Origin of the sequence: Roseomonas sp. OT10, from assembly GCF_020991085.1 — a bacterium.
In the GTDB taxonomy this organism is placed as follows: Bacteria; Pseudomonadota; Alphaproteobacteria; order Acetobacterales; family Acetobacteraceae; genus Roseomonas; species Roseomonas cutis.
This window is the reverse complement of record NZ_CP087719.1, coordinates 1,354,124-1,377,240: the sequence shown is the minus strand read 5'-3', so window position 1 is coordinate 1,377,240 and position 23,117 is coordinate 1,354,124. Positions and strand designations below refer to the sequence as shown.

The 23,117-nt window shown below is 69.5% G+C and carries 24 protein-coding genes; all 24 read right to left on the bottom strand.

Annotated elements, in window-relative coordinates:
* Position 1 precedes the first annotated feature (1 nt).
* On the bottom strand, positions 2 to 208 hold the full coding sequence (rpmC, locus tag LPC08_RS06335) for a 50S ribosomal protein L29 (protein WP_230451867.1): 207 nt from the start codon (positions 206 to 208) through the stop codon (positions 2 to 4).
* Between the two features lie 4 nt (positions 209 to 212).
* On the bottom strand, positions 213 to 632 hold the full coding sequence (rplP, locus tag LPC08_RS06330) for a 50S ribosomal protein L16 (protein ID WP_230451866.1): 420 nt from the start codon (positions 630 to 632) through the stop codon (positions 213 to 215).
* A 13-nt stretch (positions 633 to 645) separates the two neighbouring features.
* A complete protein-coding gene (rpsC, locus tag LPC08_RS06325) occupies positions 646 to 1,323 on the bottom strand; it encodes a 30S ribosomal protein S3 (RefSeq protein ID WP_230451865.1) in 678 nt (225 codons plus the stop codon).
* A gap of 1 nt (position 1,324) precedes the next feature.
* On the bottom strand, positions 1,325 to 1,729 hold the full coding sequence (gene rplV, locus LPC08_RS06320; protein ID WP_230451864.1) for a 50S ribosomal protein L22: 405 nt from the start codon (positions 1,727 to 1,729) through the stop codon (positions 1,325 to 1,327).
* Position 1,730: 1 nt separating this feature from the next.
* Positions 1,731 to 2,009, bottom strand: a complete 279-nt coding sequence (rpsS, locus tag LPC08_RS06315; RefSeq protein WP_230451863.1) for a 30S ribosomal protein S19 — start codon at positions 2,007 to 2,009, stop codon at positions 1,731 to 1,733.
* 4 nt (positions 2,010 to 2,013) lie between these two features.
* Positions 2,014 to 2,850, bottom strand: a complete 837-nt coding sequence (gene rplB / locus LPC08_RS06310) for a 50S ribosomal protein L2 (protein ID WP_230451862.1) — start codon at positions 2,848 to 2,850, stop codon at positions 2,014 to 2,016.
* 3 nt (positions 2,851 to 2,853) lie between these two features.
* Positions 2,854 to 3,150 carry a 50S ribosomal protein L23 gene (locus LPC08_RS06305; protein WP_230452999.1) on the bottom strand — a complete coding sequence of 99 codons (297 nt, stop codon included), beginning with the start codon at positions 3,148 to 3,150 and terminating at the stop codon, positions 2,854 to 2,856.
* 32 nt (positions 3,151 to 3,182) lie between these two features.
* Positions 3,183 to 3,797 carry a 50S ribosomal protein L4 gene (gene rplD / locus LPC08_RS06300; RefSeq protein ID WP_230451861.1) on the bottom strand — a complete coding sequence of 205 codons (615 nt, stop codon included), beginning with the start codon at positions 3,795 to 3,797 and terminating at the stop codon, positions 3,183 to 3,185.
* Positions 3,798 to 3,807: 10 nt separating this feature from the next.
* Positions 3,808 to 4,485 carry a 50S ribosomal protein L3 gene (gene rplC, locus LPC08_RS06295; RefSeq protein WP_230451860.1) on the bottom strand — a complete coding sequence of 226 codons (678 nt, stop codon included), beginning with the start codon at positions 4,483 to 4,485 and terminating at the stop codon, positions 3,808 to 3,810.
* Positions 4,486 to 4,505: 20 nt separating this feature from the next.
* The gene (gene rpsJ / locus LPC08_RS06290; protein ID WP_043835383.1) at positions 4,506 to 4,820 is read right to left on the bottom strand and encodes a 30S ribosomal protein S10; all 315 of its coding nucleotides are present in this window, start codon (positions 4,818 to 4,820) and stop codon (positions 4,506 to 4,508) included.
* Positions 4,821 to 4,825: 5 nt separating this feature from the next.
* Entirely contained in the window at positions 4,826 to 6,013 is a 1,188-nt protein-coding gene (gene tuf, locus LPC08_RS06285; protein WP_230449014.1) for an elongation factor Tu, read from the bottom strand.
* A gap of 31 nt (positions 6,014 to 6,044) precedes the next feature.
* A complete protein-coding gene (gene rpsG, locus LPC08_RS06280) occupies positions 6,045 to 6,521 on the bottom strand; it encodes a 30S ribosomal protein S7 (RefSeq protein ID WP_230451859.1) in 477 nt (158 codons plus the stop codon).
* Positions 6,522 to 6,533: 12 nt separating this feature from the next.
* Entirely contained in the window at positions 6,534 to 6,905 is a 372-nt protein-coding gene (rpsL, locus tag LPC08_RS06275) for a 30S ribosomal protein S12 (protein WP_073139794.1), read from the bottom strand.
* A gap of 353 nt (positions 6,906 to 7,258) precedes the next feature.
* Positions 7,259 to 11,437 carry a DNA-directed RNA polymerase subunit beta' gene (gene rpoC, locus LPC08_RS06270; RefSeq protein ID WP_230451858.1) on the bottom strand — a complete coding sequence of 1,393 codons (4,179 nt, stop codon included), beginning with the start codon at positions 11,435 to 11,437 and terminating at the stop codon, positions 7,259 to 7,261.
* A 94-nt stretch (positions 11,438 to 11,531) separates the two neighbouring features.
* Positions 11,532 to 15,728, bottom strand: a complete 4,197-nt coding sequence (gene rpoB, locus LPC08_RS06265) for a DNA-directed RNA polymerase subunit beta (RefSeq protein WP_230451857.1) — start codon at positions 15,726 to 15,728, stop codon at positions 11,532 to 11,534.
* A gap of 198 nt (positions 15,729 to 15,926) precedes the next feature.
* Positions 15,927 to 16,307 (bottom strand): 50S ribosomal protein L7/L12, encoded by a 381-nt coding sequence (rplL, locus tag LPC08_RS06260; RefSeq protein WP_230451856.1) that lies wholly within the window; start codon positions 16,305 to 16,307, stop codon positions 15,927 to 15,929.
* 87 nt (positions 16,308 to 16,394) lie between these two features.
* Positions 16,395 to 16,919, bottom strand: a complete 525-nt coding sequence (rplJ, locus tag LPC08_RS06255) for a 50S ribosomal protein L10 (RefSeq protein WP_230451855.1) — start codon at positions 16,917 to 16,919, stop codon at positions 16,395 to 16,397.
* A gap of 388 nt (positions 16,920 to 17,307) precedes the next feature.
* A complete protein-coding gene (gene rplA / locus LPC08_RS06250; protein ID WP_230451854.1) occupies positions 17,308 to 17,997 on the bottom strand; it encodes a 50S ribosomal protein L1 in 690 nt (229 codons plus the stop codon).
* Between the two features lie 4 nt (positions 17,998 to 18,001).
* Positions 18,002 to 18,436 carry a 50S ribosomal protein L11 gene (rplK, locus tag LPC08_RS06245; protein ID WP_230451853.1) on the bottom strand — a complete coding sequence of 145 codons (435 nt, stop codon included), beginning with the start codon at positions 18,434 to 18,436 and terminating at the stop codon, positions 18,002 to 18,004.
* A 149-nt stretch (positions 18,437 to 18,585) separates the two neighbouring features.
* The gene (locus tag LPC08_RS06240) at positions 18,586 to 19,038 is read right to left on the bottom strand and encodes a DUF2062 domain-containing protein (RefSeq protein ID WP_230451852.1); all 453 of its coding nucleotides are present in this window, start codon (positions 19,036 to 19,038) and stop codon (positions 18,586 to 18,588) included.
* Between the two features lie 116 nt (positions 19,039 to 19,154).
* Positions 19,155 to 21,041, bottom strand: coding sequence for an ABC transporter ATP-binding protein (locus LPC08_RS06235; RefSeq protein ID WP_370643310.1), 1,887 nt, complete (start codon positions 21,039 to 21,041; stop codon positions 19,155 to 19,157).
* A 348-nt stretch (positions 21,042 to 21,389) separates the two neighbouring features.
* Positions 21,390 to 22,187, bottom strand: a complete 798-nt coding sequence (locus LPC08_RS06230) for a sensor histidine kinase (protein ID WP_230451850.1) — start codon at positions 22,185 to 22,187, stop codon at positions 21,390 to 21,392.
* Positions 22,188 to 22,385: 198 nt separating this feature from the next.
* The gene (gene rpmB / locus LPC08_RS06225; RefSeq protein ID WP_230451849.1) at positions 22,386 to 22,682 is read right to left on the bottom strand and encodes a 50S ribosomal protein L28; all 297 of its coding nucleotides are present in this window, start codon (positions 22,680 to 22,682) and stop codon (positions 22,386 to 22,388) included.
* Positions 22,683 to 22,824: 142 nt separating this feature from the next.
* Entirely contained in the window at positions 22,825 to 23,097 is a 273-nt protein-coding gene (locus tag LPC08_RS06220) for a hypothetical protein (protein WP_230451848.1), read from the bottom strand.
* Positions 23,098 to 23,117: the final 20 nt, after the last annotated feature.

The following is a 23,117-nucleotide window of genomic DNA, read 5'->3' as shown; positions in this document are numbered from 1 at the left end:
GTCAGGCCTTGGGGGTCGTGCGGGCGTTGGCCGCCTGCACGGTCTTGATCCGGGCGATGTCCCGGCGCACCTGCTTGATGCGCGAGACCGCCTCAAGCTGCCCGGTAGCACGCTGGAAGCGCAGGTTGAACTGCTCCTTGCGCAGATCAAGCAGTAGAGTTTGGAGCTCGTCCGGGGACTTGCCCCGGATCTCCGTGATCTTGGTCATACCCTTACGCCTCCGCGCCGAGGCGCGTCACGAACTTGGTCTTGATCGGCAGCTTGGCCGCGCCCAGACCCAGCGCCTCGCGCGCCGTGTCGGACGGCACGCCGTCGATCTCGAACATGATGCGGCCGGGCTTCACCCGGGCCACCCAGTACTCCGGCGCGCCCTTGCCCGAGCCCATGCGGACTTCCGCGGGCTTGGTCGAGACGGGAACGTCGGGGAAGATGCGGATCCACACCCGGCCCTGGCGCTTCATGGCGCGCGTGATCGCGCGGCGGGCCGCCTCGATCTGGCGGGCGGTGACGCGCTCCGGCTCCAGGGCCTTCAGGCCGAAGCCGCCGAAGGACAGGGTGAACCCGCCCTTCGCCAGCCCATGGATGCGGCCCTTATGGGCCTTGCGGAACTTCGTGCGCTTCGGTTGCAGCATTGTTCATCCCGCCTCAGCGCTGAGGCGCCTGTTCCGCGGCGCGCTTGTCCTGCGCCATCGGATCATGGGCCAGAATTTCACCCTTGAAGATCCAGACCTTGACACCGCAGGTGCCGTAGTTGGTCTTCGCCGTCGCCGTGCCGAAGTCGATGTCGGCGCGGAGGGTATGCAGGGGCACGCGGCCCTCGCGGTACCACTCCATGCGCGCGATCTCGGCCCCGCCCAGGCGGCCGCCGCAGTTGATGCGGATGCCGCCGGCGCCGAGGCGCATCGCGGACTGCACGGCGCGCTTCATGGCGCGGCGGAAGGCCACGCGGCGCTCCAGCTGCTGGGCGATGCTCTCGGCGACCAGGGTCGCGTCGATCTCGGGCTTGCGGATCTCCATGATGTTCAGGGAGACCTCGGCCCCGGCGAGCTTCGCCAGGTCCTTGCGCAGCACCTCGATGTCGGCGCCCTTCTTGCCGATCACGACGCCCGGGCGGGCGGCATGGATCGTCACGCGCGGCTTCTTGGCCGGGCGCTCGATCACCACCCGCGACACGCCCGCGCCCTTCAGCCGCTCACGCAGCTTGGTGCGCAGCTTCAGGTCGTCGTGCAGCATCTTGGAATAGCCGGCATCGGCGTACCAGCGGCTGTCCCAGGTGCGGTTGATGCCCAGCCGCAGCCCGATCGGATTGACCTTGTGACCCATGTTACGCGGCCTCCTGCTGCGCCGGCTCCGGCGCCGCCTGCTGCTCGGCCACGACGATCTTGAGGTGGGAGAACCACTTCTCGACCCGGGACGAGCGGCCGCGGCCGCGGGCATGGAAACGCTTCATCACCACGGCGCGGCCGACCTCCGCCCGCGCGACGACGAGCTTGTCGACGTCGAGCTGGTGGTTGTTCTCCGCGTTAGCGATGGCGCTCTCCAGCGTCTTCTTCACGGTGTCCGAGATGCGCCGCTTGCTGAAGGTCAGGATCGCGACAGCGTCCTGCGCCTTCCGCCCGCGGATCAGCCCGGCGGCCAGGTTCAGCTTGCGCGGGGAGACGCGGATGTTCCGTGTCACCGCCTGCGCTTCGGTCTCCTCGAGACCGCGCTCGTGCTTCGGCTTGCTCATCTCAGCCCCGCTTCGCCTTCTTGTCGGACGAATGCCCGGTGAAGGTGCGCGTCGGGGAGAACTCGCCGAACTTGTGCCCGACCATGTTCTCGTTGACCTGCACGGGGATGAACTTCTTGCCGTTGTACACCCCGAAGGTCAGCCCGACGAACTGCGGCAGGATCGTGCTTCGGCGCGACCAGATCTTGACGATCTCGTTGCGCGTGGACGACCGGGCCGCCTCCGCCTTGTTCAGCAGGTAGCCGTCGACGAACGGCCCCTTCCATACGCTGCGCGCCATCGGCTCAGCCCTTCGTCGCGTTGCGCCGACGGACGATCAGCCGGTCGGTGCTCTTGTTGGTGCGGGTCTTGTAGCCCTTGGTCGGCTTGCCCCACGGCGTGACCGGGTGACGGCCGCCCGAGGTCCGGCCCTCACCACCGCCATGCGGGTGATCGACCGGGTTCATGACGACACCGCGGTTGTGCGGCTTGCGGCCCAGCCAGCGCGAACGGCCAGCCTTGCCCATCTGCTGGTTGCTGTTGTCCGGGTTGGACACCGCGCCGATCGAGGCCATGCACTCGGCCCGGACCAGGCGCAGCTCGCCCGACATCAGCTTGATCTGGGCATAGCCGACATCCTTGCCCACGAGCTGGGCATAGGTACCGGCCGAGCGCGCGATCTTGCCGCCGGCGCCGGGCTTCATCTCGATGTTGTGGATGATCGTCCCCACGGGGATCGCACCCAGCGGCATCGCGTTGCCCGGCTTGATGTCGGCCCGCTCCGCCGCCACCACCGTGTCGCCGGCCTTCAGCCGCTGCGGCGCGAGGATGTAGGCGAGCTCGCCGTCACGGTACTTGAGCAGCGCGATCCAGGCCGTGCGGTTGGGGTCGTACTCCAGCCGCTCGACCACTGCCGAGATGCCCAGCTTCGTGCGACGCTTGAAGTCGACGTAGCGGTAGGCCTGCTTGTGTCCGCCGCCGCGGAACCGCACCGTGATGCGGCCATGCTGGTTGCGGCCGCCCGAATGGGACTTGCCCTCGGTCAGCTTCTTGACCGGGGCGCCCTTCCACAGCTCGGACCGGTCCACCAGCACCGTCCCGCGCAGGGACGGGGTGACCGGGTTGAAGGTCTTCAATGCCATGGCTTACGCGAGCCCCGTCGTGAGGTCGATGGACTGGCCGGGGGCCAGCTGCACCATCGCCTTCTTCCAGTCCGAGCGCTGGCCGGGGCGGCCCCGGAAGCGCTTCGTCTTGCCCTTGACCACCAGCGTGTTCACGGTCCGCACATCGACCCCGAACAGCCCCTCGACCGCCGCCTTGATCTGCGGCTTGGTCGCATCCAGGGCGACCTTGAAGGTGACCTGGCCGGTCTCGTTCATGGCGGCCGCCTTCTCGGTCACGATCGGCGAGAGGATGACCTGATACATCTTCTCGCGGCCGATGACCGGGCGCTTGGCCTTCTCCTGCGTCTCGCTCACGCCAGCCGCTCCTTCAGCGCCTCGACGCCCGCCCGCGTCACCGCGAGCACGTCGTGGTTCAGGATGTCGTACACGTTCGCGCCGACGGTCGGCATGACCTGCACCTTGGGCAGGTTGCGCGCGGCGCGGACGAAGCCCTTGGCCGGGGCCGCATCGACCACCAGCGCGCTCTTCCAGCCCAGCGCCTTGACCTGGGCGGCCAGCTTGGAGGTCTTGCCCTCCTCACCGGTCGCGTCCAGCACCACCAGCTTGCCCTCGGCCGCCTTCTGGCTGAGCGCGCTGATGAGGCCCAGGCGACGGACCTTCTTGTTCAGGCTGTAGCCGTGGTCGCGCACCACCGGGCCGTGGACGATGCCACCGGTCCGGAACTGCGGCGCCCGCAGCGAGCCCTGGCGGGCATTGCCGGTGCCCTTCTGGCGATAGGGCTTCTTGGTGGTCCCGGAGACCTCCCCCATGCCCTTCACCTTGTGGGTGCCGGCGCGGCGCTTGGCGAGCTGCCAGTGCACCACGCGCGCCATGATGTCGGCGCGCGGCTCGGCGCCGAACAGCGCCTCCGGCAGTTCGACCTCGCCGGCCTCGGCGTTGTCGAGGGTGATGACCTTGATCTGCATCGTCGTCACCTCAGGCCGGATACGGCGCGTCGGCCGGACGGGCACGCTTCACGGCGTCGCGCACGACGACCCAGGCGCCCGTGGCGCCGGGGACGGCGCCCTTGACCAGCAGCAGCCCCTTCTCCGCATCGACGCCCGCCACCACCAGGTTCTGGGTGGTGATGCGCTCGACGCCGAGATGGCCGGCCATCTTCTTGTTCTTGAAGGTCTTGCCCGGATCCTGGCGGTTGCCGGTGGAGCCGTGCGAGCGGTGGCTGATGGACACGCCGTGCGTGGCCTCCAGGCCGGCGAAGTTCCAGCGCTTCATCGCGCCGGCGAAGCCCTTGCCCTTGGAGGTCGCCGTGACGTCGACCTTCTGGCCCTTCACGAAATGCGCGGGCGTCAGCGTGGCGCCGGGCTCCAGCACGGCGTCGGCCGCCACGCGGAACTCCGCGACCTTCGCCGGAGCCTCGACGCCGGTCTTCGCGAAATGGCCCTTGTTGGGCTTGGAGACGTTCTTGACCTTCGCCTTGCCGGCGCCGAGCTGAAGGGCGACGTAGCCGTCCTTCTCCTCGGTCCGGGTGGCGACCACGCGCACCTCGTCGACGTGCAGCACGGTCACGGGAACGGTCGAGCCGTCCTCGTTGAAGAGCCGGGACATACCCAGCTTGCGGGCGATCAGGCCGGTTCGGCCGTTACGCGCGGCCATGGCAGTTTCCCTTCGGCCTCTTAGATCTTGATCTCGACGTCCACGCCGGAGGCCAGGTCGAGCTTCATCAGCGCGTCCACGGTCTGCGGCGTGGGGTCCACGATGTCGAGGAGCCGCCGGTGGGTGCGGATCTCGAACTGCTCGCGGCTCTTCTTGTCGACATGTGGGGAGCGGTTCACGGTGAACCGCTCGATGTGGGTCGGGAGCGGGATCGGACCCCGCACCCGGGCACCCGTCCGCTTCGCGGTGTTGACGATCTCCCGCGTGCTGCCGTCCAGCACGCGGTGATCGAACGCCTTGAGGCGGATGCGGATGTTCTGCGCGTCGGCAGCCATGGTCGTTACGCCGCGATCGAGGCGACGACGCCGGCGCCGACGGTGCGGCCGCCCTCGCGGATGGCGAAGCGCAGGCCCTGGTCCATGGCGATGGGCGCGATCAGCTCGACGTCCATGGCGACGTTGTCGCCCGGCATCACCATCTCCACCCCTTCCGGCAGCTTCACGATCCCCGTCACGTCCGTCGTGCGGAAGTAGAACTGCGGCCGGTAGTTGGTGAAGAACGGCGTGTGGCGCCCGCCCTCCTCCTTCGTCAGGATGTAGGCCTCGGCCTTGAACTTCGTGTGCGGCGTGATCGAGCCGGGCTTGGCCAGCACCTGCCCGCGCTCCACGTCCTCACGCTTCGTCCCGCGCAGCAGCGCGCCGATGTTGTCCCCCGCCTCGCCGCTGTCCAGCAGCTTGCGGAACATCTCCACGCCCGTCACCGTCGTCTTGACCGTGTCCTTCAGGCCCACGATCTCGACTTCCTCGCCCACCTTGACGATGCCCCGCTCCACGCGGCCCGTCACCACCGTCCCGCGCCCCGAGATCGAGAACACGTCCTCGATCGGCATCAGGAACGGCAGGTCCTTCGGGCGCTCCGGCTGCGGGATGTAGGCGTCCACCGCCTCCATCAGCTTCAGGATCGCCTGCTCGCCGATCTCCGGCTGCTTGTCCTCCAGCGCCATCAGCGCCGAGCCGTGGATGATGGGAATGTCGTCGCCCGGGAACTGGTAGGAGGACAGCAGCTCGCGCACCTCCATCTCCACCAGTTCCAGCAGGTCCGGGTCCGCCATGTCCACCTTGTTCAGGAACACCACCAGCGCCGGCACGCCCACCTGCCGCGCCAGCAGGATGTGCTCGCGCGTCTGCGGCATCGGACCGTCGGCCGCCGAGACCACCAGGATCGCGCCGTCCATCTGCGCAGCCCCCGTGATCATGTTCTTCACGTAGTCGGCGTGGCCCGGGCAGTCCACGTGCGCGTAGTGCCGGTTCGCCGTCTCGTACTCCACGTGCGCCGTCGAGATCGTGATCCCGCGCGCACGCTCCTCCGGCGCCTTGTCGATCTGGTCGTAGGCCGTGAAGGTCGCCCCACCCGCCTTCGCCAGCACCTTCGTGATCGCAGCCGTCAAAGACGTCTTGCCGTGGTCAACGTGCCCGATCGTCCCGATGTTGCAGTGCGGCTTGTTCCGCTCGAACTTCGCCTTCGCCATGTTCGTATCTCTCTAAAAGATCGGGGTTCTGTTACCAGCGGTAGTGGCTGAAGGCCTTGTTGGCCTCTGCCATCCGGTGCGTGTCTTCGCGCTTCTTCACAGCGGTGCCGCGGTTGTTCGCCGCGTCCATCAGCTCGCCGGAGAGGCGCTCCTCCATGGTGCTCTCGCCCCGCTTGCGCGCGGACTCGATCAGCCAGCGGATCGCCAGCGCCTGGCGCCGCTCCGGGCGGACCTCGACGGGCACCTGGTAGGTGGCGCCGCCGACGCGGCGGGACCGCACCTCGACCGCCGGCTTCACGTTGTCCATCGCCTCATGGAACACGCGGAGCGGGTCGGCATCCTTGCCGGCGCGGCGCTGCAGCGTGTCCATGGCGGCATAGACGATGCCTTCGGCCGTGCTCTTCTTGCCGTCGTACATCAGCACGTTCATGAAACGGCTGAGCACGATGTCGCCGAACTTCGGGTCGGGCAGGACTTCGCGCTTCTCCGCGCGGTGACGACGAGACATCCGTCTACTTCCTCACTTCGGCCGCTTGGCGCCGTACAGCGACCGGCGCTGGCGGCGCTTGGCGATGCCCTGCGTGTCGAGAACGCCGCGCAGGATGTGGTAGCGCACGCCCGGAAGGTCCTTCACGCGGCCGCCACGGATCAGGACCACGGAGTGCTCCTGCAGGTTGTGCCCCTCGCCGGGGATGTAGCTCACCACCTCGTAGCCGTTGGTCAGGCGGACCTTGGCCACCTTACGCAGCGCCGAGTTCGGCTTCTTCGGGGTGGTGGTGTAGACGCGCGTGCACACGCCCCGCTTCTGCGGGCAGGACTGCAGCGCCGGCACCTTGTTGCGGCTCGGCTTCGGCTCGCGCCCCTGGGCGATGAGCTGGTTGATCGTCGGCATGACGCCCCTTCGTGAACTCGTCCCAGCGGCCGGCAGCCTCGCTTCACGCGAGAGGGCCCGATACGGCGCGCGTTTCCGCGTCCCTCGGGCCACTGTCCCGCCCCCGGTCTCGGCCCGCTCCGGTTTCCCGGAAAGGGCGGCGCCGGCGGCGCAAAGCTGTCGTCCAAGAACAATCTTCAGGGACCGGAGCCCCCGTTGAGGGGCGGACACCTAAGCCCCAGGGGCCTGGGAGTCAAGCAAGAACCCCCCTCGACCCCCTCTTCCAGCCCCGCAGAAAACGAAGGGCCGGAACCCGAAGGCCCCGGCCCTTTGCCCTTGCCAACCCCGGGAAGGCCGGGGTTGGCGATTCGACCCTACTCGGCGGCCTGCTGCCCGCCCGGCGGCAGGGCCGGGGTGTTGGCCGGCAGGCGGCCGCGGTCGCGCTGGGCGGCCAGCGCGCGGAGCCGGTTCATCACCGAACCCGTGCCCGCCGGGATCAGGCGGCCAACGATCACGTTCTCCTTCAGCCCCGCCAGGACGTCCACCTTGCCCGCCACGGCGGCCTCGGTGAGCACCCGCGTCGTCTCCTGGAAGGAGGCGGCCGAGATGAAGGAGGTGGTCTGCAGGCTCGCCTTGGTGATGCCCTGCAGGACAGGCTCGCCCCGGGCGGGGCGCTCCTTGGCCTCCAGGCGGCGGTCGTTCTCCTGCTCGAACTCGATCCGGTCGACCTGCTCGCCCACCAGGTAGGTCGTGTCGCCGGGCTCCAGGATCTCGATCTTCTGCAGCATCTGGCGAACGATCACCTCGATGTGCTTGTCGTTGATCTTCACGCCCTGGAGCCGGTAGACGTCCTGGATCTCGTTGACCAGGTAGTTGGCCAGCGCCTCCACCCCCAGCACCCGCAGGATGTCGTGCGGCACGCGGGGCCCGTCGACCAGCGGATCGCCCGCCTTGACGTAGTCGCCCTCCTGCACGGACACGTGCTTGCCCTTGGGCACCAGGTACTCGCGCTCGATCGGCGGCTCGCCCTCGGGCACGTCCGCCTTCACGATGATCCGGCGCTTGGCCTTGTAGTCCTTGCCGAACTCCACCCGCCCGTCGATGTCGCTGATGATGGCGGCATCCTTGGGCCGGCGGGCCTCGAACAGCTCCGCCACGCGCGGCAAGCCGCCCGTGATGTCGCGGGTCTTCGAGGATTCGCGCGGCAGGCGGGCGATGACGTCGCCGGCATGCACGGAGGCGCCGTTGTCCACCGACAGGATGGTGTCGGGCGAGAGGAAGTACCGCGCCTCCGCCCCGTTGGGCAGCTTCACGATGTTGCCGCGCTCGTCCTTCAGGATCAGCCGCGGCCGCAGGTCGGCGCCCTTCGAGGCCGCCTTGTAGTCCACGACGACCTTGGAGGAGAGGCCCGTCACCTCGTCCTGCCGCTCGACCAGGGTGATGCCCTCGATCAGGTCGGCATACTCCACCACGCCGCTCTGCTCGGTGATGATCGGCAGGGTGAAGGGATCCCACTCGGCCAGCTTCTGGCCGCGCTGGACCTGGTCGCCCTCCGCCACCAGCAGGCGCGAGCCGTAGGGGACGCGGAAGCGCGCGCGCTCGCGGCCTTGGGCATCGAACAGCGCCAGCTCGCAGTTGCGGCTCATCACCACCGGCGCGCCCTGGCTGTTCTGGACCACGGCGAGGTTCTGCACCCGCACCGTGGCGTCCGTGGTCGCCTCCACCGCCGACTGCTCCGCCCCGCGCTGGGCGGCGCCGCCGATGTGGAAGGTGCGCATGGTGAGCTGCGTGCCCGGCTCACCGATCGACTGGGCGGCGATCACGCCCACCGCCTCGCCGACGTTCACCGGGGTGCCGCGCGCCAGGTCGCGGCCGTAGCAATGGCCGCAGACGCCCACGCCCGCATCGCAGGTCAGGACGGAGCGGATGTAGACCTCCTCCACCCCGGCCTTCTCGATCCGGTCGGCCAGCGCCTCCTCGATCAGCGTGTTGCTCTGCGCCAGGACCTCGCCCGTCTCCGGATGGACGATGTCGCGCTGCACCGTGCGGCCGAGGATGCGCTCGGAGAGCGAGGAGACCACCTCGCCCCCGTCCAGCACCGCGCGCACGGTCAGGCCGCGCTCGGTGCCGCAATCCTCGGTCACGATGATGCAGTCCTGCGCCACGTCGACCAGACGCCGCGTCAGGTAGCCCGAGTTCGCCGTCTTCAGCGCGGTGTCGGCCAGGCCCTTGCGGGCGCCGTGGGTGGAGTTGAAGTACTCCAGCACGGACAGGCCTTCCTTGAAGTTCGCGATGATCGGCTGCTCGATGATCTCGCCCGAGGGCTTGGCCATCAGGCCGCGCATGCCGGCGAGCTGGCGCATCTGCGCCGGCGAGCCGCGCGCGCCGGAGTGGGACATCATCCAGACGGAGTTGGTGGGCTTGCCCGCCTCCTGCTTGGAGATCTCCTTCATCATCGCCCCGGCGACCTCCTCGGTCGCGCGCGACCAGGCGTCCACCACCTTGTTGTAGCGCTCGCCCGCGGTGATCAGGCCGTCGAGGTACTGCTGCTCGAACTCCTTCACCTCCGCCTTCGTGCGGTCGATCATGGCGCCCTTCGAGTCGGGGATGACCATGTCGTCCTTGCCGAAGGAGATGCCGGCCCGCGCCGCGTTGCGGAAGCCCAGCCCCATCAGCCGGTCGGCGAAGATCACCGACTCCTTCTGGCCGCAATGGCGGTACACCGCGTCGATGACGTCGGAAATGCTCTTCTTCGTCAGCTGGCGGTTGATCAGGCTGTAGGGCAGCGCCGGGTGCAGCGGCAGCAGCGCGCCCATCATCATCCGGCCCGCGGTGGTCGCCACGCGCTCGGTCTTCGCCTCGCCCTCCGGCGTCATCGCCTTGCGGCGCGCGCGGATCTTGCTGTGCAGCGTGATGTGGCCCGCGGCCAGCGCCTGCTCGATCTCGCCCATGTCGGAGAAGGCCGGGGCCTTCTGCTCGTCCGCCTCGCGGAACTCCGGCGTCTCCAGGCTCAGGTAGTAGAGCCCGAGGACGATGTCCTGCGACGGCACGATGATCGGCTTGCCGTTGGCGGGGCTGAGGATGTTGTTGGTCGACATCATCAGCACGCGCGCCTCCAGCTGGGCCTCCAGGCTCAGCGGGACGTGCACGGCCATCTGGTCGCCGTCGAAGTCGGCGTTGAAGGCGGTGCAGACCAGCGGATGCAGCTGGATCGCCTTGCCCTCGACCAGCACTGGCTCGAAGGCCTGGATGCCGAGGCGGTGCAGCGTCGGCGCCCGGTTCAGCATCACCGGGTGCTCGCGGATGACCTCCTCCAGGATGTCCCACACCTCGGGACGCTCCTTCTCCACCATCCGCTTGGCGGCCTTGATGGTGGTGGCGTGGCCGTACTTCTCCAGCTTCGAGTAGATGAAGGGCTTGAACAGCTCCAGCGCCATCTTCTTCGGCAGACCGCACTGGTGCAGCTTCAGCTCGGGACCCACCACGATCACCGAACGGCCGGAATAGTCGACGCGCTTGCCCAGCAGGTTCTGGCGGAACCGGCCCTGCTTGCCCTTCAGCATGTCGGAGAGCGACTTCAGCGGCCGCTTGTTCGCGCCCGTGATGGCACGGCCGCGGCGGCCGTTGTCGAACAGCGCGTCCACCGCCTCCTGCAGCATGCGCTTCTCGTTGCGCACGATGATGTCAGGCGCGCGCAGCTCGATCAGCCGCTTCAGGCGGTTGTTGCGGTTGATGACGCGGCGGTACAGGTCGTTCAGGTCGGAGGTCGCGAAGCGGCCGCCATCCAGCGGGACCAGCGGACGCAGCTCGGGCGGGATCACCGGCACCACGTCCAGGATCATCCATTCCGGACGCGCGCCGCCCTCGGCGAAGCTCTCGATCAGCTTCAGCCGCTTGACCAGCTTCTTGCGCTTGGCCTCGGAGGTCGTCTCCTTCAGCTCCGCGCGCAACCGCGTGCTTTCGGCGTTCAGGTCGATGCCGGTCAGCATCTGCTTGACCGCCTCGGCGCCGATGCCGACCGAGAAGGCGTCCTCGCCGAACTCGTCCAGCTTCTCCTGGTACTGGTCCTCGGTCAGCAGCTGGTGCAGCTTGAGGTCCGTCAGGCCGGATTCGAGCACCACGTAGGACTCGAAGTACAGGACCTTCTCCAGCTCCTTCAGCGACATGTCGACCATCAGGCCGACACGGCTGGGCAGGGACTTCATGAACCAGATATGCGCGACCGGGCTGGCCAGCTCGATATGGCCCATGCGCTCGCGGCGCACCTTGGCCAGGGTGACCTCGACGCCGCACTTCTCGCAGATGATGCCGCGGAACTTCATCCGCTTGTACTTGCCGCACAGGCACTCGTAGTCCTTGATGGGACCGAAGATGCGCGCGCAGAACAGCCCGTCCCGCTCCGGCTTGAAGGTGCGGTAGTTGATCGTCTCGGGCTTCTTGATCTCGCCATAGGACCAGGAGCGGATCTGCTCCGGCGAGGCGATGGTGATCTTGATCTGGTCGAAGGTGACCGCCTGGCCGGTCTGGCCAAGGATCTTCATCAGTTCGTTCATGGGCCTTCCTTCTCGTCCAGCCGGCGACGGGGGGCGGACCGTCGCGAAATCAGCGGCCGGCCCCGCTGGCGGGGGCCGGCGCGATCCTTGGAACTCAGTTGCTGCGGGTCTCGAGGTCGACATTCAGGCCGAGGGACTTCAGCTCCTTGGTCAGGACGTTGAAGCTCTCCGGGATGCCCGCCTCGAAGCTGTCCTGGTCGCGAACGATCGCCTCGTAGACCTTGGTGCGGCCAGACACGTCGTCCGACTTCACCGTCAGCATCTCCTGCAGCGTGTAGGCGGCGCCATAGGCCTCCAGCGCCCAGACCTCCATCTCGCCGAAGCGCTGGCCGCCGAACTGCGCCTTGCCGCCCAGGGGCTGCTGGGTGACGAGGCTGTAGGGGCCGATGGAACGGGCGTGGATCTTGTCGTCCACCAGGTGGTGCAGCTTCAGCATGTAGATGTAGCCGACCGTCGTCTTGCGCTCGAACAGCTCGCCCGAACGCCCGTCGATCAGCTGCATCTGGCCGGAGGTGTCGAGCCCCGCCTGGGTCAGCATCGACTCGATGTCCGAGATGCGCGCGCCGTCGAAGACCGGCGTCGCGATGGGGATGCCCTTGGACAGGTTCTCGCCCAGCTCGATCAGCTGCTCTTCGGACATGTTCGCGACCTGCTCATCCACGATCGCGTCGCCGTAGATCTCGCGCAGCTTCTCGACCAGCGCGTCCCGGGCGGCGCCGGCGCGACGGTAGTCCTCGACCAGCTCGCCCACCTGACGGCCGAGATTGGCGCAGGCCCAGCCCAGGTGCGTCTCCAGGATCTGGCCGATGTTCATGCGCGAGGGCACGCCCAGCGGGTTCAGCACCAGATCCACCGCACGCCCGTCCTCGAGGAACGGCATGTCCTCGATCGGCACGACGCGGGAGACGACGCCCTTGTTGCCGTGGCGGCCGGCCATCTTGTCGCCCGGCTGCAGCTTGCGCTTCACCGCGACGAAGACCTTGACCATCTTCATCACGCCCGGCGGCAGCTCGTCACCGCGCTGCAGCTTCTCGACCTTGGACTCGAAGCGCTTCTGCAGGCGCTCGACGGCCGCGTCGAACTCGCGCTTCAGCGCCTCGATCTCGGCCATCGCCGCATCGTCGGCGACGCCGATCTGCCGCCAGGTCGCCTTGGCGAACTGGTTCAGCACCTCGTCGTCGATCACCGTGCCGGACTTCACGCCCTTGAAGCCGCCGCTGGCCTTGCGGTTCAGCAGCCGCTCGCGCAGGCGCGAGTGGAAGGAACGCTCCTGGATGGCGCGCTCGTCGTCGCGGTCCTTGGCCAGGCGCTCGATCTCGGCGCGCTCGATCGCCATGGCGCGCTCGTCCTTGTCCACGCCGCGGCGGGAGAAGACGCGCACGTCCACGATCGTGCCGGTCACGCCCGGCGGCAGACGCAGCGAGGTGTCGCGCACGTCCGACGCCTTCTCGCCGAAGATGGCGCGGAGCAGCTTCTCCTCCGGCGTCATCGGGCTCTCGCCCTTCGGCGTCACCTTGCCGACGAGGATGTCGCCCGGATTCACCTCGGCGCCGACATAGACGATGCCCGCCTCGTCGAGGTTCCGGAGGGCTTCCTCGCCGACGTTCGGGATGTCGCGGGTGATCTCCTCCTGGCCCAGCTTGGTGTCGCGGGCCATGACCTCGAACTCCTCGATGTGGATCGAGGTGAAGACGTCGTCGCGCGCGATGCGCTCGCTGATGAGGATGGAGTCCTCGAAGTTGTAGCCGTTCCACGGCATGAAGGCGCAGAGCACGTTCCGGCCCAGGGCCAGCTCGCCCAGCTCCGTCGACGGGCCGTCGGCGATGATGTCGCCGGCCTGCACCCGGTCGCCCACCTTCACCAGCGGGCGCTGGTTGATGCAGGTGGACTGGTTGGAGCGCTGGAACTTGCGCAGCCGGTAGATGTCGACGCCCTTGGTCGTGCCGTCCTCGGCCGAGGCGCGCACGACGATGCGCGCGCCGTCGATCGAATCGATCACGCCGTCGCGCCGCGCCACGATGGTCGCGCCGGAGTCGCGGGCGACCGCGGCCTCCATGCCCGTGCCCACCAGCGGCGCGTCGGACTTCACCAGCGGCACCGCCTGCCGCATCATGTTCGAGCCCATCAGAGCGCGGTTGGCGTCGTCGTTCTCTAGGAACGGGATCAGCGCCGCGGCGACGGAGACGAGCTGCTTCGGCGACACGTCGATCGCCGTCACCTCCTCGGGCTTCACCAGGCGGAAGTCGCCGCCTTGGCGCACGCTGACCAGGTCGGAGCGGAACTCGCCGCTCTCGCGGTCCACCTCGGCATCCGCCTGGGCGACGACGAGCTTCTCCTCCTCCATGGCGGAGAGGTAGCGCGGCTCGCCGACGATCTTGCCGTCCTGCACCATCTGGTACGGCGTCTCGATGAAGCCGTACTTATTCACCTTGGCGAAGGTGGCGAGGCTGTTGATCAGGCCGATGTTCGGGCCTTCCGGCGTCTCGATCGGGCAGATGCGGCCGTAATGCGTCGGGTGGACGTCGCGCACCTCGAAGCCCGCGCGCTCGCGCGTCAGGCCGCCCGGGCCCAGCGCCGAGAGGCGGCGCTTGTGCGTCACCTCGGAGAGCGGGTTGGTCTGGTCCATGAACTGGCTGAGCTGCGAGGAGCCGAAGAACTCGCGCACCGCGGCCGCCGCCGGCTTCGCGTTGATCAGGTCGTGCGGCATGACGGTGTCGATGTCGACCGACCCCATGCGCTCCTTGATCGCGCGCTCCATGCGCAGCAGGCCGACGCGGTACTGGTTCTCCATCAGCTCGCCGACCGAGCGCACCCGGCGGTTGCCGAGGTTGTCGATGTCGTCGATCTGGCCCTTGCCGTCCTTCAGCTCCAGCAGGGTGCGGACGGTGGCGATGATGTCCTGCTTGCGCAGGGTGCGCTGCGTGTCCGGCACGTCGCTGAGCGAGAAGCCCAGGCGCATGTTCATCTTCACGCGGCCCACGGCGGAGAGGTCGTAGCGCTCGCCGTCGAAGAACAGGCCACGGAACAGGGCCTCGGCGGTCTCCGGCGTCGGCGGCTCGCCCGGGCGCATGACCCGGTAGATGTCCATCAGCGCCTCGTCGCGGTTGGTGGCCTTGTCCACCACCAGCGTGTTGCGCATCCAGGGGCCGACCGTCTGGTCGATCGCCAGCGTCGGCAGCTGGTCGTAGCCAGCCTCCTCGATGGCGGCCAGCTTCGGCTCGGTCAGCTCGTCGCCCGCCTCGGCATGGATCTCGCCCGTGGTCAGGTCCACGAGGTCGGTCGCCACGAAGCGTCCGAGCAGGTCGGCGCGGCCGACCAGCACCTCCTTGGTGCCCTCCTCGGCGATCTTGCGGGCGGCGCGCGGGGTCAGCTTGGTGTCCTTGGCGGCCACCACCTGCCCGGTCGCGGCGTCGACCAGATCCTCCAGCAGCTTCACGCCACGGAAGCTGTCCGCCTGGAACGGGCGCGACCAGCCCTTGGGGCCACGCGAGAAGATCACCTGGCCGTAGAAATGGCCCAGGATCTCCTCGGCATCCATGCCGCGGACCTCGGACGGCTCCAGCGGCGTGCTGCCGCGCTCGGCGCGCAGGGCCTCGGTGGCCGCGCTGTCGAGGGCGTAGAGCAGCGTCGTCGCCGGCAGCTTGCGCTTGCGGTCGATGCGGACGTAGCAGATGTCCTTGGCGTCGAACTCGAAGTCCAGCCAGGAGCCGCGATAGGGGATCACGCGCGCGGCGAAGAGGTACTTGCCGCTGGAATGCGTCTTGCCCTTGTCATGGTCGAAGAAGACGCCCGGGCTGCGGTGCATCTGGCTGACGATGACGCGCTCGGTGCCGTTGATGATGAAGGTGCCGTTGTCCGTCATGAGCGGCATGTCGCCCATGTAGACATCCTGCTCCTTGATGTCGCGGACGGAGCGGGAGCCGGTGTCCTCGTCGATGTCCCAGACGATCAGGCGCAGGCGCACCTTCAGGGGTGCGGCGAAGTTCAGCCCGCGCTGCATGCACTCGTCGACGTCGTACTTGGGCTCCTCCAGCTCGTACTGGACGAACTCCAGGCGGCCGCGGCCGGCGAAATCGTCGATCGGGAAGACGGAGCGGAACACCTCCTGCAGGCCCGTCTGGGTCCGGCTGTCCGGATCCACGCCCATCTGGAGGAACGCCTCGTAGGAGGCGCGCTGCACGTCGATCAGGTTGGGCATCGGCGCGATGTCGGGCAGCCGCCCGAACGACTTGCGGATGCGCTTGCGGCCCGTGAAACCCTTGCCTTCGAACGACTTCGCGATAGCGTTCATGCGCGTCCTGCTTCCCTTCTCACCCGGCCCTCACCCTGGCCGGAGGGACCCGCTGCGCGCCCCGGGAGACCCGCGCCTTGCCGGCCCTGGCCCCGAAACGCAGGCGGGGGCAGGATTCCGTTGCCGGAATCCTGCCCCTCAACCCGGAAAAACTGTCGACCGGCCCCGGCAGCGGATGCCCGGGGCCGGCCGTAGCGGTTACTTGACCTCGACCTTGGCGCCGTTCTCTTCGAGGACCTTCTTGATCTTCTCGGCCTCGTCCTTGGAGACGCCTTCCTTCACGACCTTCGGAGCGCCCTCGACCAGGTCCTTGGCCTCCTTCAGGCCCAGGCCGGTGATCGTGCGGATCTCCTTGATCACGTTGATCTTCTTGTCGCCGGCCGAGGCCAGCGTCACGGTGAACTCGGTCTGCTCCTCGACGGGGGCAGCGGCGGCGCCACCGGCGGCCGGGGCAGCGGCCACGGCAACAGGAGCGGCGGCGGAGACGCCCCACTTCTCCTCGAGCATCTTCGAGAGCTCGGCGGCCTCGAGAACGGTCAGGGTCGACAGCTCGTCGACCAGCTTGGCGAGATCAGCCATTGTCTATGTCCTTCGATCTAGTGGCTTGGCTTGACGTTTGCAACCCTCGGCATGGCCACCCGTTCCGGGCGGCCGGCCGGGGCAGAACTACGCGGCTTCCGCCTCGTCCTTCTTGGCATATGCCCCGAACACCCGGGCCAGCTGGGCCGCGGGTGCCTGGACGACGCCGGCGATGCGCGTGGCCGGGGTCTGGATGAGACCGACCAGCTGCGCCCGCAGCGTCTCCAGAGAGGGCAGCTCCGCCAGCGCCTTGACCCCATCCGGGGCCAGGTTCTGGGTTCCGAGCGCCCCGCCCAGGATCACGAACTTCTCGTTACCCTTGGCGAACTCCACGGCAGTCTTCGCCACGGCGACCGGGTCCCGGGACCACGCGAGCGCGGTCGGGCCCTTCAGCAGCGGCGAGATGCCCTGGAAGCGGGTGCCGTCGAGGGCGAGGGCGGCCAGCCGGTTCTTCGCGACCTTGTAGGTCGCGCCCGCGCCGCGCATGCGCCGCCGCAGCTCGCTCACCTCGGCCACGGTCATGCCCTTGTTCTGGGCGACCAGGACGAAGGAGGTCTCGGCGAACACGCCGGCGAGGTTCGCGACGAAGTCGCGCTTCTCCGTACGGTCCAACTCCCGTCTCCAAACGGTGACCGGTGCCTTCTGGAAGGGCCCCGGCCGGTTCACGCGAGGGTGCGGCGGCTGCCCCACCCCCTTCGCCTGCCAGTGAGCCGGAAGGCCAAGCCGAGCCACCCCGGGGACGCGGACAGCGCCCCGGGCCGGATCGTTTCGGCACCCCGTCTACCATCGGCGCGGCTTCCGCCGCCTCAAGGCCGCCCCCGCGAGGGCCGGCCACCCATGGTCTCCGACAGGTTCGGGCAGGGACCTCGGGCCCCTGCCCTGCCCGCGCCCCGTCCCCGGGGCGCGTATTCTCGTCTCGGCCCGCCGGAGCGGGCCATCGGACCGGGCCGCCGCCGGGCCTCAGGCCAGGGGCGTCGTCCCGATCCGCAAAAGCGTCCGCTCAGCCGGAGAGGCTGGCGGTGTCCACCTTCAGGCCGGGACCCATGGAGGAGCTGAGGGCGACCTTCTTGACGTAGGTCCCCTTGGCGCCCGTGGGCTTGGCCCGCTGGATGGCGTCGATGAAGGCGCGGGCGTTCTCGACCAGCTTGCCCTCCTCGAAGGAGGCCTTGCCGATGCCGGCATGCACGATGCCCGCCTTCTCGGCGCGGAACTCGACCTGGCCGGCCTTGGCGGCGGAGACCGCGCCCTTCACGTCCATGGTCACGGTGCCGAGCTTGGGGTTCGGCATCAGGCCGCGCGGGCCCAGGATCTTACCCAGGCGGCCCACCAGGGCCATCATGTCCGGGGTGGCGATGCAGCGGTCGAAGTTGATGTTGCCCGCCTGGACCTGCTCGGCCAGGTCGTCCGCACCCACCACATCGGCCCCGGCGGCGGTCGCCTCCTCCGCCTTGGCGCCGCGGGCGAAGACGCCCACGCGGACGGTCTTGCCCGTGCCGTTCGGCAGGCCGACCACGCCGCGGACCATCTGGTCGGCATGGCGCGGGTCGATGCCGAGGTTCATCGAGATCTCGATGGTCTCGTCGAACTTCGCCGTGGCGTTGGTCTTGGCGAGGCGCACCGCCTCCTCCAGCCCATAGGACTTCTCGAGGTCCAGACCCTCGACGAGCTTCTTCAGACGCTTGCCGGCCATCGGATCAGCCCTCCACCACGGTCATGCCCATGGAACGGGCGGAGCCGGCGAGCATGCTCACCGCGGCCTCCACGTCCTGGCAGTTCATATCCTTCATCTTCACCGCCGCGATCTCGCGCAGCTGCGACTTCGTCACGCGGCCGACCGAGCCGCCCTTGCCCGTCGTCTGGCTGCCCTTGTCGATCTTGGCGGCCTTGAGCAGGAAGTAGGTGTTGGGCGGGGTCTTGGTGATGAAGGAGAAGGTGCGGTCCGAATACGCGGTGATGACGACCGGCGTCGGGGTGCCGGGCTCCATCTGCTGCGTCGCCGCGTTGAACTCCTTCACGAACTGCATGATGTTCAGGCCGCGCTGACCCAGCGCGGGGCCGACCGGCGGCGAGGGATTCGCCTTGCCGGCCGGGATCTGCAGCTTGATGTACCCGACGATCTTCTTCGCCATTGGTCTTCCCCAAGGAACCGGGGCGCGCGGTGGTGTCGGCCCAGGTCTGGACCTCCCGCGTCCTTCGGTGCGAGTGAGCCGCGGCTTCTACGCCCCCGGCCGTGCCGCGTCCAGCCGGAATCCGTGCCGGTCCCCGCCGCGAAAGCGGGTCAGCCCCGCGCCCGCAGCGCCCGGCTGGCCAGGAACCATGCCAGCCCTCCCGCCACCAGGGCCAGCAGCACCCCGCCGACCAGCGCCTCCTCCGCCGCCGGCAGCGCGGTCCTGATCCAGGCGGGCGCATGGGTCAGCCCGACCCGGAAACCCCCGGGCATCACGGCACGGCCGATCGCGTACTCGAGGGGCACCAGCACGCTGTGGGTCAGCGGGTTGCCGGCGAGAAGGCAGGTCGCCGCGGCGGCCGGCACGCTGCCCCGCAGCAGCCAGGACAAGATCGCCGCCACCACCAGGTGCAGGCCGAAGGCGGGCAGCATGGCGGCGGCGGCACCGGCCGCGATGCCGCGCGCGACGAAGGCCGGCCCGCCGGGGGAGGCCAGGACCGCCTCCCAGCGGTCGCGCAGCCCCTGCACCAACCGCCCCCAACGTGCCGACGGGCTCTGGCTCATGCGCCTGCTCAGGGGGAAGGGACGGGTGACGGACGGTTCGCCCCTCGGGGCCCGCCTCTCAGGGAAAGACGGGCGAGCCTTCAGGGCCGAGGCCGGGGATGGCCCCGGCCGGGCGGTCAGGCGGCCAGGGCTGCGGGCGCCATGCCCTGGCTGGTCAGCAGGTCACGATAGACGCCGGGCCGCGAGGCCAGCTCGTCCGGGGCGCCGTCCTCCAGCACCTGCCCGTTCTGCATGACCACGATCCGGTCGAAGCTGCGCAGCGTCGCCAGCCGGTGCGCCACGGCGATGACCGTGCGACCGGCCATCAGCCGCTCCAGCGCCGACTGCACCGCCGCCTCGGACTCGCTGTCCAGGGCGCTGGTGGCCTCGTCGAGCAGCAGGATCGGCGCATCCTTCAGCAGAGCCCGGGCGATGGCGATCCGCTGCCGCTGCCCGCCGGACAGGCGCACGCCGCGCTGGCCGACCTCCGTGTTGAAGCCCTCCGGCAGGGTCTCGATGAAGTGGCGGCAATGGGCCGCCTCCGCCGCCGCCAGGACCTCGGCATCGGTCGCATCCGGGCGGCCGTAGCGGATGTTCTCCAGGATGGAGCGCTGGAACAGCGCCACCTCCTGCGGCACCACGGCAATGGCACGGGCGAGGCTCGTCTGCGTCACGCCGGAAATGGCCTGGCCATCGATCAGGATGCTACCGGACTGCGGCACGACGAAGCGTTGCAGCAGGGAGAGCATGGTGGACTTGCCGGCGCCCGACTTGCCGACCAGCCCCACCCGCTCACCCGGGCGGATGGCGAGGTTCACGCCGCGCAGCACCGGGCCGGCGCCGGGGTAGGAGAAGCGGACGTCGTCGAAATCCACCCGGCCGCCGCGGGGCACCAGCAGGCGCGCGCCCGGCGCGTCCGGCAGGGCATGCGGGACCAGCAGCGTCGCCACCGCCTCGGCCAGGCGGGCGATGTGCTGGGTCATCTCCACCAGCGCCACGGCCAGGTCGCGGGACCCGTGCAGGATGGTGAAGCCCAGGGCGATGCTCATGACGATGTCGCCGGTGGTGGCGCGCCCCTGCTGCCAGAGCAGGATGCACCAGATGAGCAGGCCGACGGTCATCGTCGCCGTCAGCACGGCATGCGTCAGCCGCAGCTTCTCCAGGTAGCGCAGGCTGCGCCGGCGGGCCCCGACCTCCGCATCCACCTGGGCGTCGAAGCGGCCATACTCGCGGATCGTCGCCCCGAAGGCGCGGACGAGCCCGATGTTCTGCACCACGTCCACCAGTTCGCCATCCACCGCGGCGGCGCGCTTGGCGTATTCCTGGTGCAGCGGGCTGCCCTTGCGCCCCAGCCAGGCGAGCAGCGCACCCATGGACAGGGAGATGGCCAGCAGCACGCCCGCCATCGACGGATCCACGCTGGCCAGCAGGAACAGCGCGAAGCTGACCGCCAGCAGCGGCGGCAGGGTGTTCCAGGTGAAGGTGGACAGCACCGTCCAGGCGGCATTGGCAGTCGCCGTGATCCGGCTGGCCAGGACGCCGGGCGAGCGGTCCGCGAAATAGTCCAGGGCATGGCCCGAAAGGTGGCGGAACAGGTCGCGGCGGATGTCGCCGGTCACGCCGGTGAAGGCCCCCGTGGCGATCCAGCCCCCCACCCGCCAGAGCAGGTTGTCCGCGGCGACCACCACGGCCAGGATCGCCAGCGCCGCCCAGGCCGCCGTGCCGGCGCCCGCAGGCCCGGACGACAGCGTGTCCACCAGCCCCTTCACCGCATACTGGGAGCCGACCGAGCAGGCCACCGCCCCCACCACCGACAGCAGCACGATCGCATGGGCCAGCCAGCGATGGCCGACATAGCGCAGCAGGAAGGCGATCGGGCGCGTGCGGTAGGCCAGCAGCCGTTCCGTCGAATCGGTGGCCCGGGACGCGGCGGCCTTCCGGCCTGCGGCCGGGCGCGGGCTCACGACGGACGCCGTCGCAGGAAGCACTGCCTTGAGGGTCGGGGACTGACCGAGGGCGACCATGCTGTCTCCATGACTGGAGGAGGGTGCGGGACCGTCTTGCGGCCGTTGGTCTGGCGTCACGCTCTCGGCGAGACCCGCCTGTCGTGGCGGAACCCGCAGATCCGCTGCGCGATCCCCCGCGGGAAGAAGACTCGGGGCGAATGCGGATGCGCTCATACAACGCGAAGGAAAGCCTGGGTTTCTGGCGAAAGCTTGGGTCCGTCGCCGCATTGCCGACACAATCGGCCTCTCGAGGCGACGCAGGGCGCCGAATGGCCCACCGGCTGCGGCGGGTCAGCCCATCGGGATACGCAGGACCGATCGGTCCCGCCCCTGCTTGGGCAGGCCCCAGGCGTCAGGCCCGGAGGATCAGGTCCCGCGGAGGATCCGCACGCGCGGCAGGGTCAGCCATGCCCGGGTGCCGATCCCGGCGCTGGCCTCGACCCGCAGCTCCCCGCCATGGGCCCTGAGGAGGTCGCGCGCGGTGGCGAGGCCGAGCCCCAGGCCACGAGTCCCCTCCCCTTCGCCAAGGGCGAGGTCGCCGGGCGACAGGCCCGCCCCCTCATCCTCCACCACCAGGGCCAGCGTGTCCGGACCGTGTACGGCGCGCACGGCGATGCAGTCGCCCTGCCGGGTCTCGCGCACGGCGCGGGCCAGGACCTGGGTCATGACGCGGCAGAGGGCACGGCGATCGCCCAGCACCGTCAGCCCCTCCAGCCCGGGGTCGGCACGCCAGTGGCGGACGCCGTCCCCCAGCGGCCGGCGCACCGCCTCCATGGCCTGGTCGATCAGCTGGGGGAGGGCCAGCGGCTCCTCCCGCAGCCGGCGGGCGCCGCTCCGGGCGGCGAGCTCATCCGCGATCTCGTCGGACAGGCTGAGCAACCGCGCCGATTCCAGCCGCAGCACTGCGGCGGCGCCGTGGTCCGCGCCTTCCAGCCGCTCGGCCAGGCCGAGCAGGGACAGGCCCGGCTGGGCGATGTCCTGGGCCAGCAGGCCGAGGCGGCGGGTCCGTTGGGCGGCGAGCGTAGCCTCGTTCTCCGCCCGCGCCTCCGCCGTGACGAGGCGGCGGCGGAGTCGGGCGATCACCAGGGCCGCCGCGACCAGGCCCAGCACGGGCGGCAATGCGGCCAGAAGGGGGGCGATCGCGGAGGGAAGCGCGAAGTCCATGCCGGCGGTCTAGCCGGCGCAGGACTGACAAAGACTTAACCAGTCAGGCGACGGGCGGATATCGTTCCGGAACCGATCGGACGACCGCAAGGGGGGGGCATGGACACCGGGGAAACCCGTCCATGCCCGGTTGCCCTGCGCCTGCGCGCCGGCAACCATCCGGACCGCGCGGGAGGCCGGGCTCCCGCGCCCCTGGCGTCAGGCCGCCTGCTTCTTGGCCTGGGCGCGGGCGATGCGGCGCTTCAGCACCAGCGCCTCGCCGGCCAGCTTGCGGTCGGGGGTGCCCAGCAGGAAGGCGTCCAGCCCGCCATTGTGCTCCACCGTGCGGATGCCGTTGGTGGTCAGGCGCATCTGCACCGCCGTGCCCAGCACATCGGAGAAGAAGGAGGCCTGCTGCAGGTTCGGCAGGTAGCGCCGGCGCGTCTTGTTGTTGGCGTGGCTGACGTTGTTGCCGGTCAGCACGCCCTTGCCGGTGATGTCGCAGCGGCGGGACATGGGGAAACCCTCGGGAAATTGGCGTTCTTGCAACGGAAGGCGCGCGTATGGCCCACCCCCGCCCGCCACGTCAAGCCGGCCGGCCCCCGTGGCGGCCCCGGGGGCGGCAGGGCCGCCATGCGGCGCCCGGGCCGGCGGGCCCTCAGCCCTCCCGCTCGGCCTCCTCGCGCCAGCCCTGCAGCTCCCCGTTCTCGACCGAAGCGAGGGCGCTGCGCAGGACGCGGCAGATCGCCGGGTCCTCCATGCTGCGGGCCATCAGCCCCAGCGCGCCGCCCAGCAGGGCGGAGGCGACGGAGATCGGGGCGATGTTCTGCTCGATCATGTACTCGATCGCCTTGTCCACCACCGATCCGGCGTGGCTCAGATCCTCGGGCGCCATGTCCTCGGGCGCGGTCCCCTGGGGATTCAAGGACATCAGGGGCAGTCTCCCAACTC

Coding starts and splice junctions, on each gene's coding strand:
- rpmC (WP_230451867.1), bottom strand. CDS start 208: ATGACCAAGATCACGGAGATCCGGGGCAAGTCCCCGGACGAGCTCCAA.
- rplP (WP_230451866.1), bottom strand. CDS start 632: ATGCTGCAACCGAAGCGCACGAAGTTCCGCAAGGCCCATAAGGGCCGC.
- rpsC (WP_230451865.1), bottom strand. CDS start 1,323: ATGGGTCACAAGGTCAATCCGATCGGGCTGCGGCTGGGCATCAACCGC.
- rplV (WP_230451864.1), bottom strand. CDS start 1,729: ATGAGCAAGCCGAAGCACGAGCGCGGTCTCGAGGAGACCGAAGCGCAG.
- rpsS (WP_230451863.1), bottom strand. CDS start 2,009: ATGGCGCGCAGCGTATGGAAGGGGCCGTTCGTCGACGGCTACCTGCTG.
- rplB (WP_230451862.1), bottom strand. CDS start 2,850: ATGGCATTGAAGACCTTCAACCCGGTCACCCCGTCCCTGCGCGGGACG.
- rplD (WP_230451861.1), bottom strand. CDS start 3,797: ATGCAGATCAAGGTCATCACCCTCGACAACGCCGAGGCCGGCGAGGTC.
- rplC (WP_230451860.1), bottom strand. CDS start 4,485: ATGGCCGCGCGTAACGGCCGAACCGGCCTGATCGCCCGCAAGCTGGGT.
- rpsJ (WP_043835383.1), bottom strand. CDS start 4,820: ATGGCTGCCGACGCGCAGAACATCCGCATCCGCCTCAAGGCGTTCGAT.
- tuf (WP_230449014.1), bottom strand. CDS start 6,013: ATGGCGAAGGCGAAGTTCGAGCGGAACAAGCCGCACTGCAACATCGGG.
- rpsG (WP_230451859.1), bottom strand. CDS start 6,521: ATGTCTCGTCGTCACCGCGCGGAGAAGCGCGAAGTCCTGCCCGACCCG.
- rpsL (WP_073139794.1), bottom strand. CDS start 6,905: ATGCCGACGATCAACCAGCTCATCGCCCAGGGGCGCGAGCCGAAGCCG.
- rpoC (WP_230451858.1), bottom strand. CDS start 11,437: ATGAACGAACTGATGAAGATCCTTGGCCAGACCGGCCAGGCGGTCACC.
- rpoB (WP_230451857.1), bottom strand. CDS start 15,728: ATGAACGCTATCGCGAAGTCGTTCGAAGGCAAGGGTTTCACGGGCCGC.
- rplL (WP_230451856.1), bottom strand. CDS start 16,307: ATGGCTGATCTCGCCAAGCTGGTCGACGAGCTGTCGACCCTGACCGTT.
- rplA (WP_230451854.1), bottom strand. CDS start 17,997: ATGGCCGGCAAGCGTCTGAAGAAGCTCGTCGAGGGTCTGGACCTCGAG.
- rplK (WP_230451853.1), bottom strand. CDS start 18,436: ATGGCGAAGAAGATCGTCGGGTACATCAAGCTGCAGATCCCGGCCGGC.
- LPC08_RS06240 (WP_230451852.1), bottom strand. CDS start 19,038: ATGAGCCAGAGCCCGTCGGCACGTTGGGGGCGGTTGGTGCAGGGGCTG.
- LPC08_RS06235 (WP_370643310.1), bottom strand. CDS start 21,041: ATGGTCGCCCTCGGTCAGTCCCCGACCCTCAAGGCAGTGCTTCCTGCG.
- LPC08_RS06230 (WP_230451850.1), bottom strand. CDS start 22,187: ATGGACTTCGCGCTTCCCTCCGCGATCGCCCCCCTTCTGGCCGCATTG.
- rpmB (WP_230451849.1), bottom strand. CDS start 22,682: ATGTCCCGCCGCTGCGACATCACCGGCAAGGGCGTGCTGACCGGCAAC.
- LPC08_RS06220 (WP_230451848.1), bottom strand. CDS start 23,097: ATGTCCTTGAATCCCCAGGGGACCGCGCCCGAGGACATGGCGCCCGAG.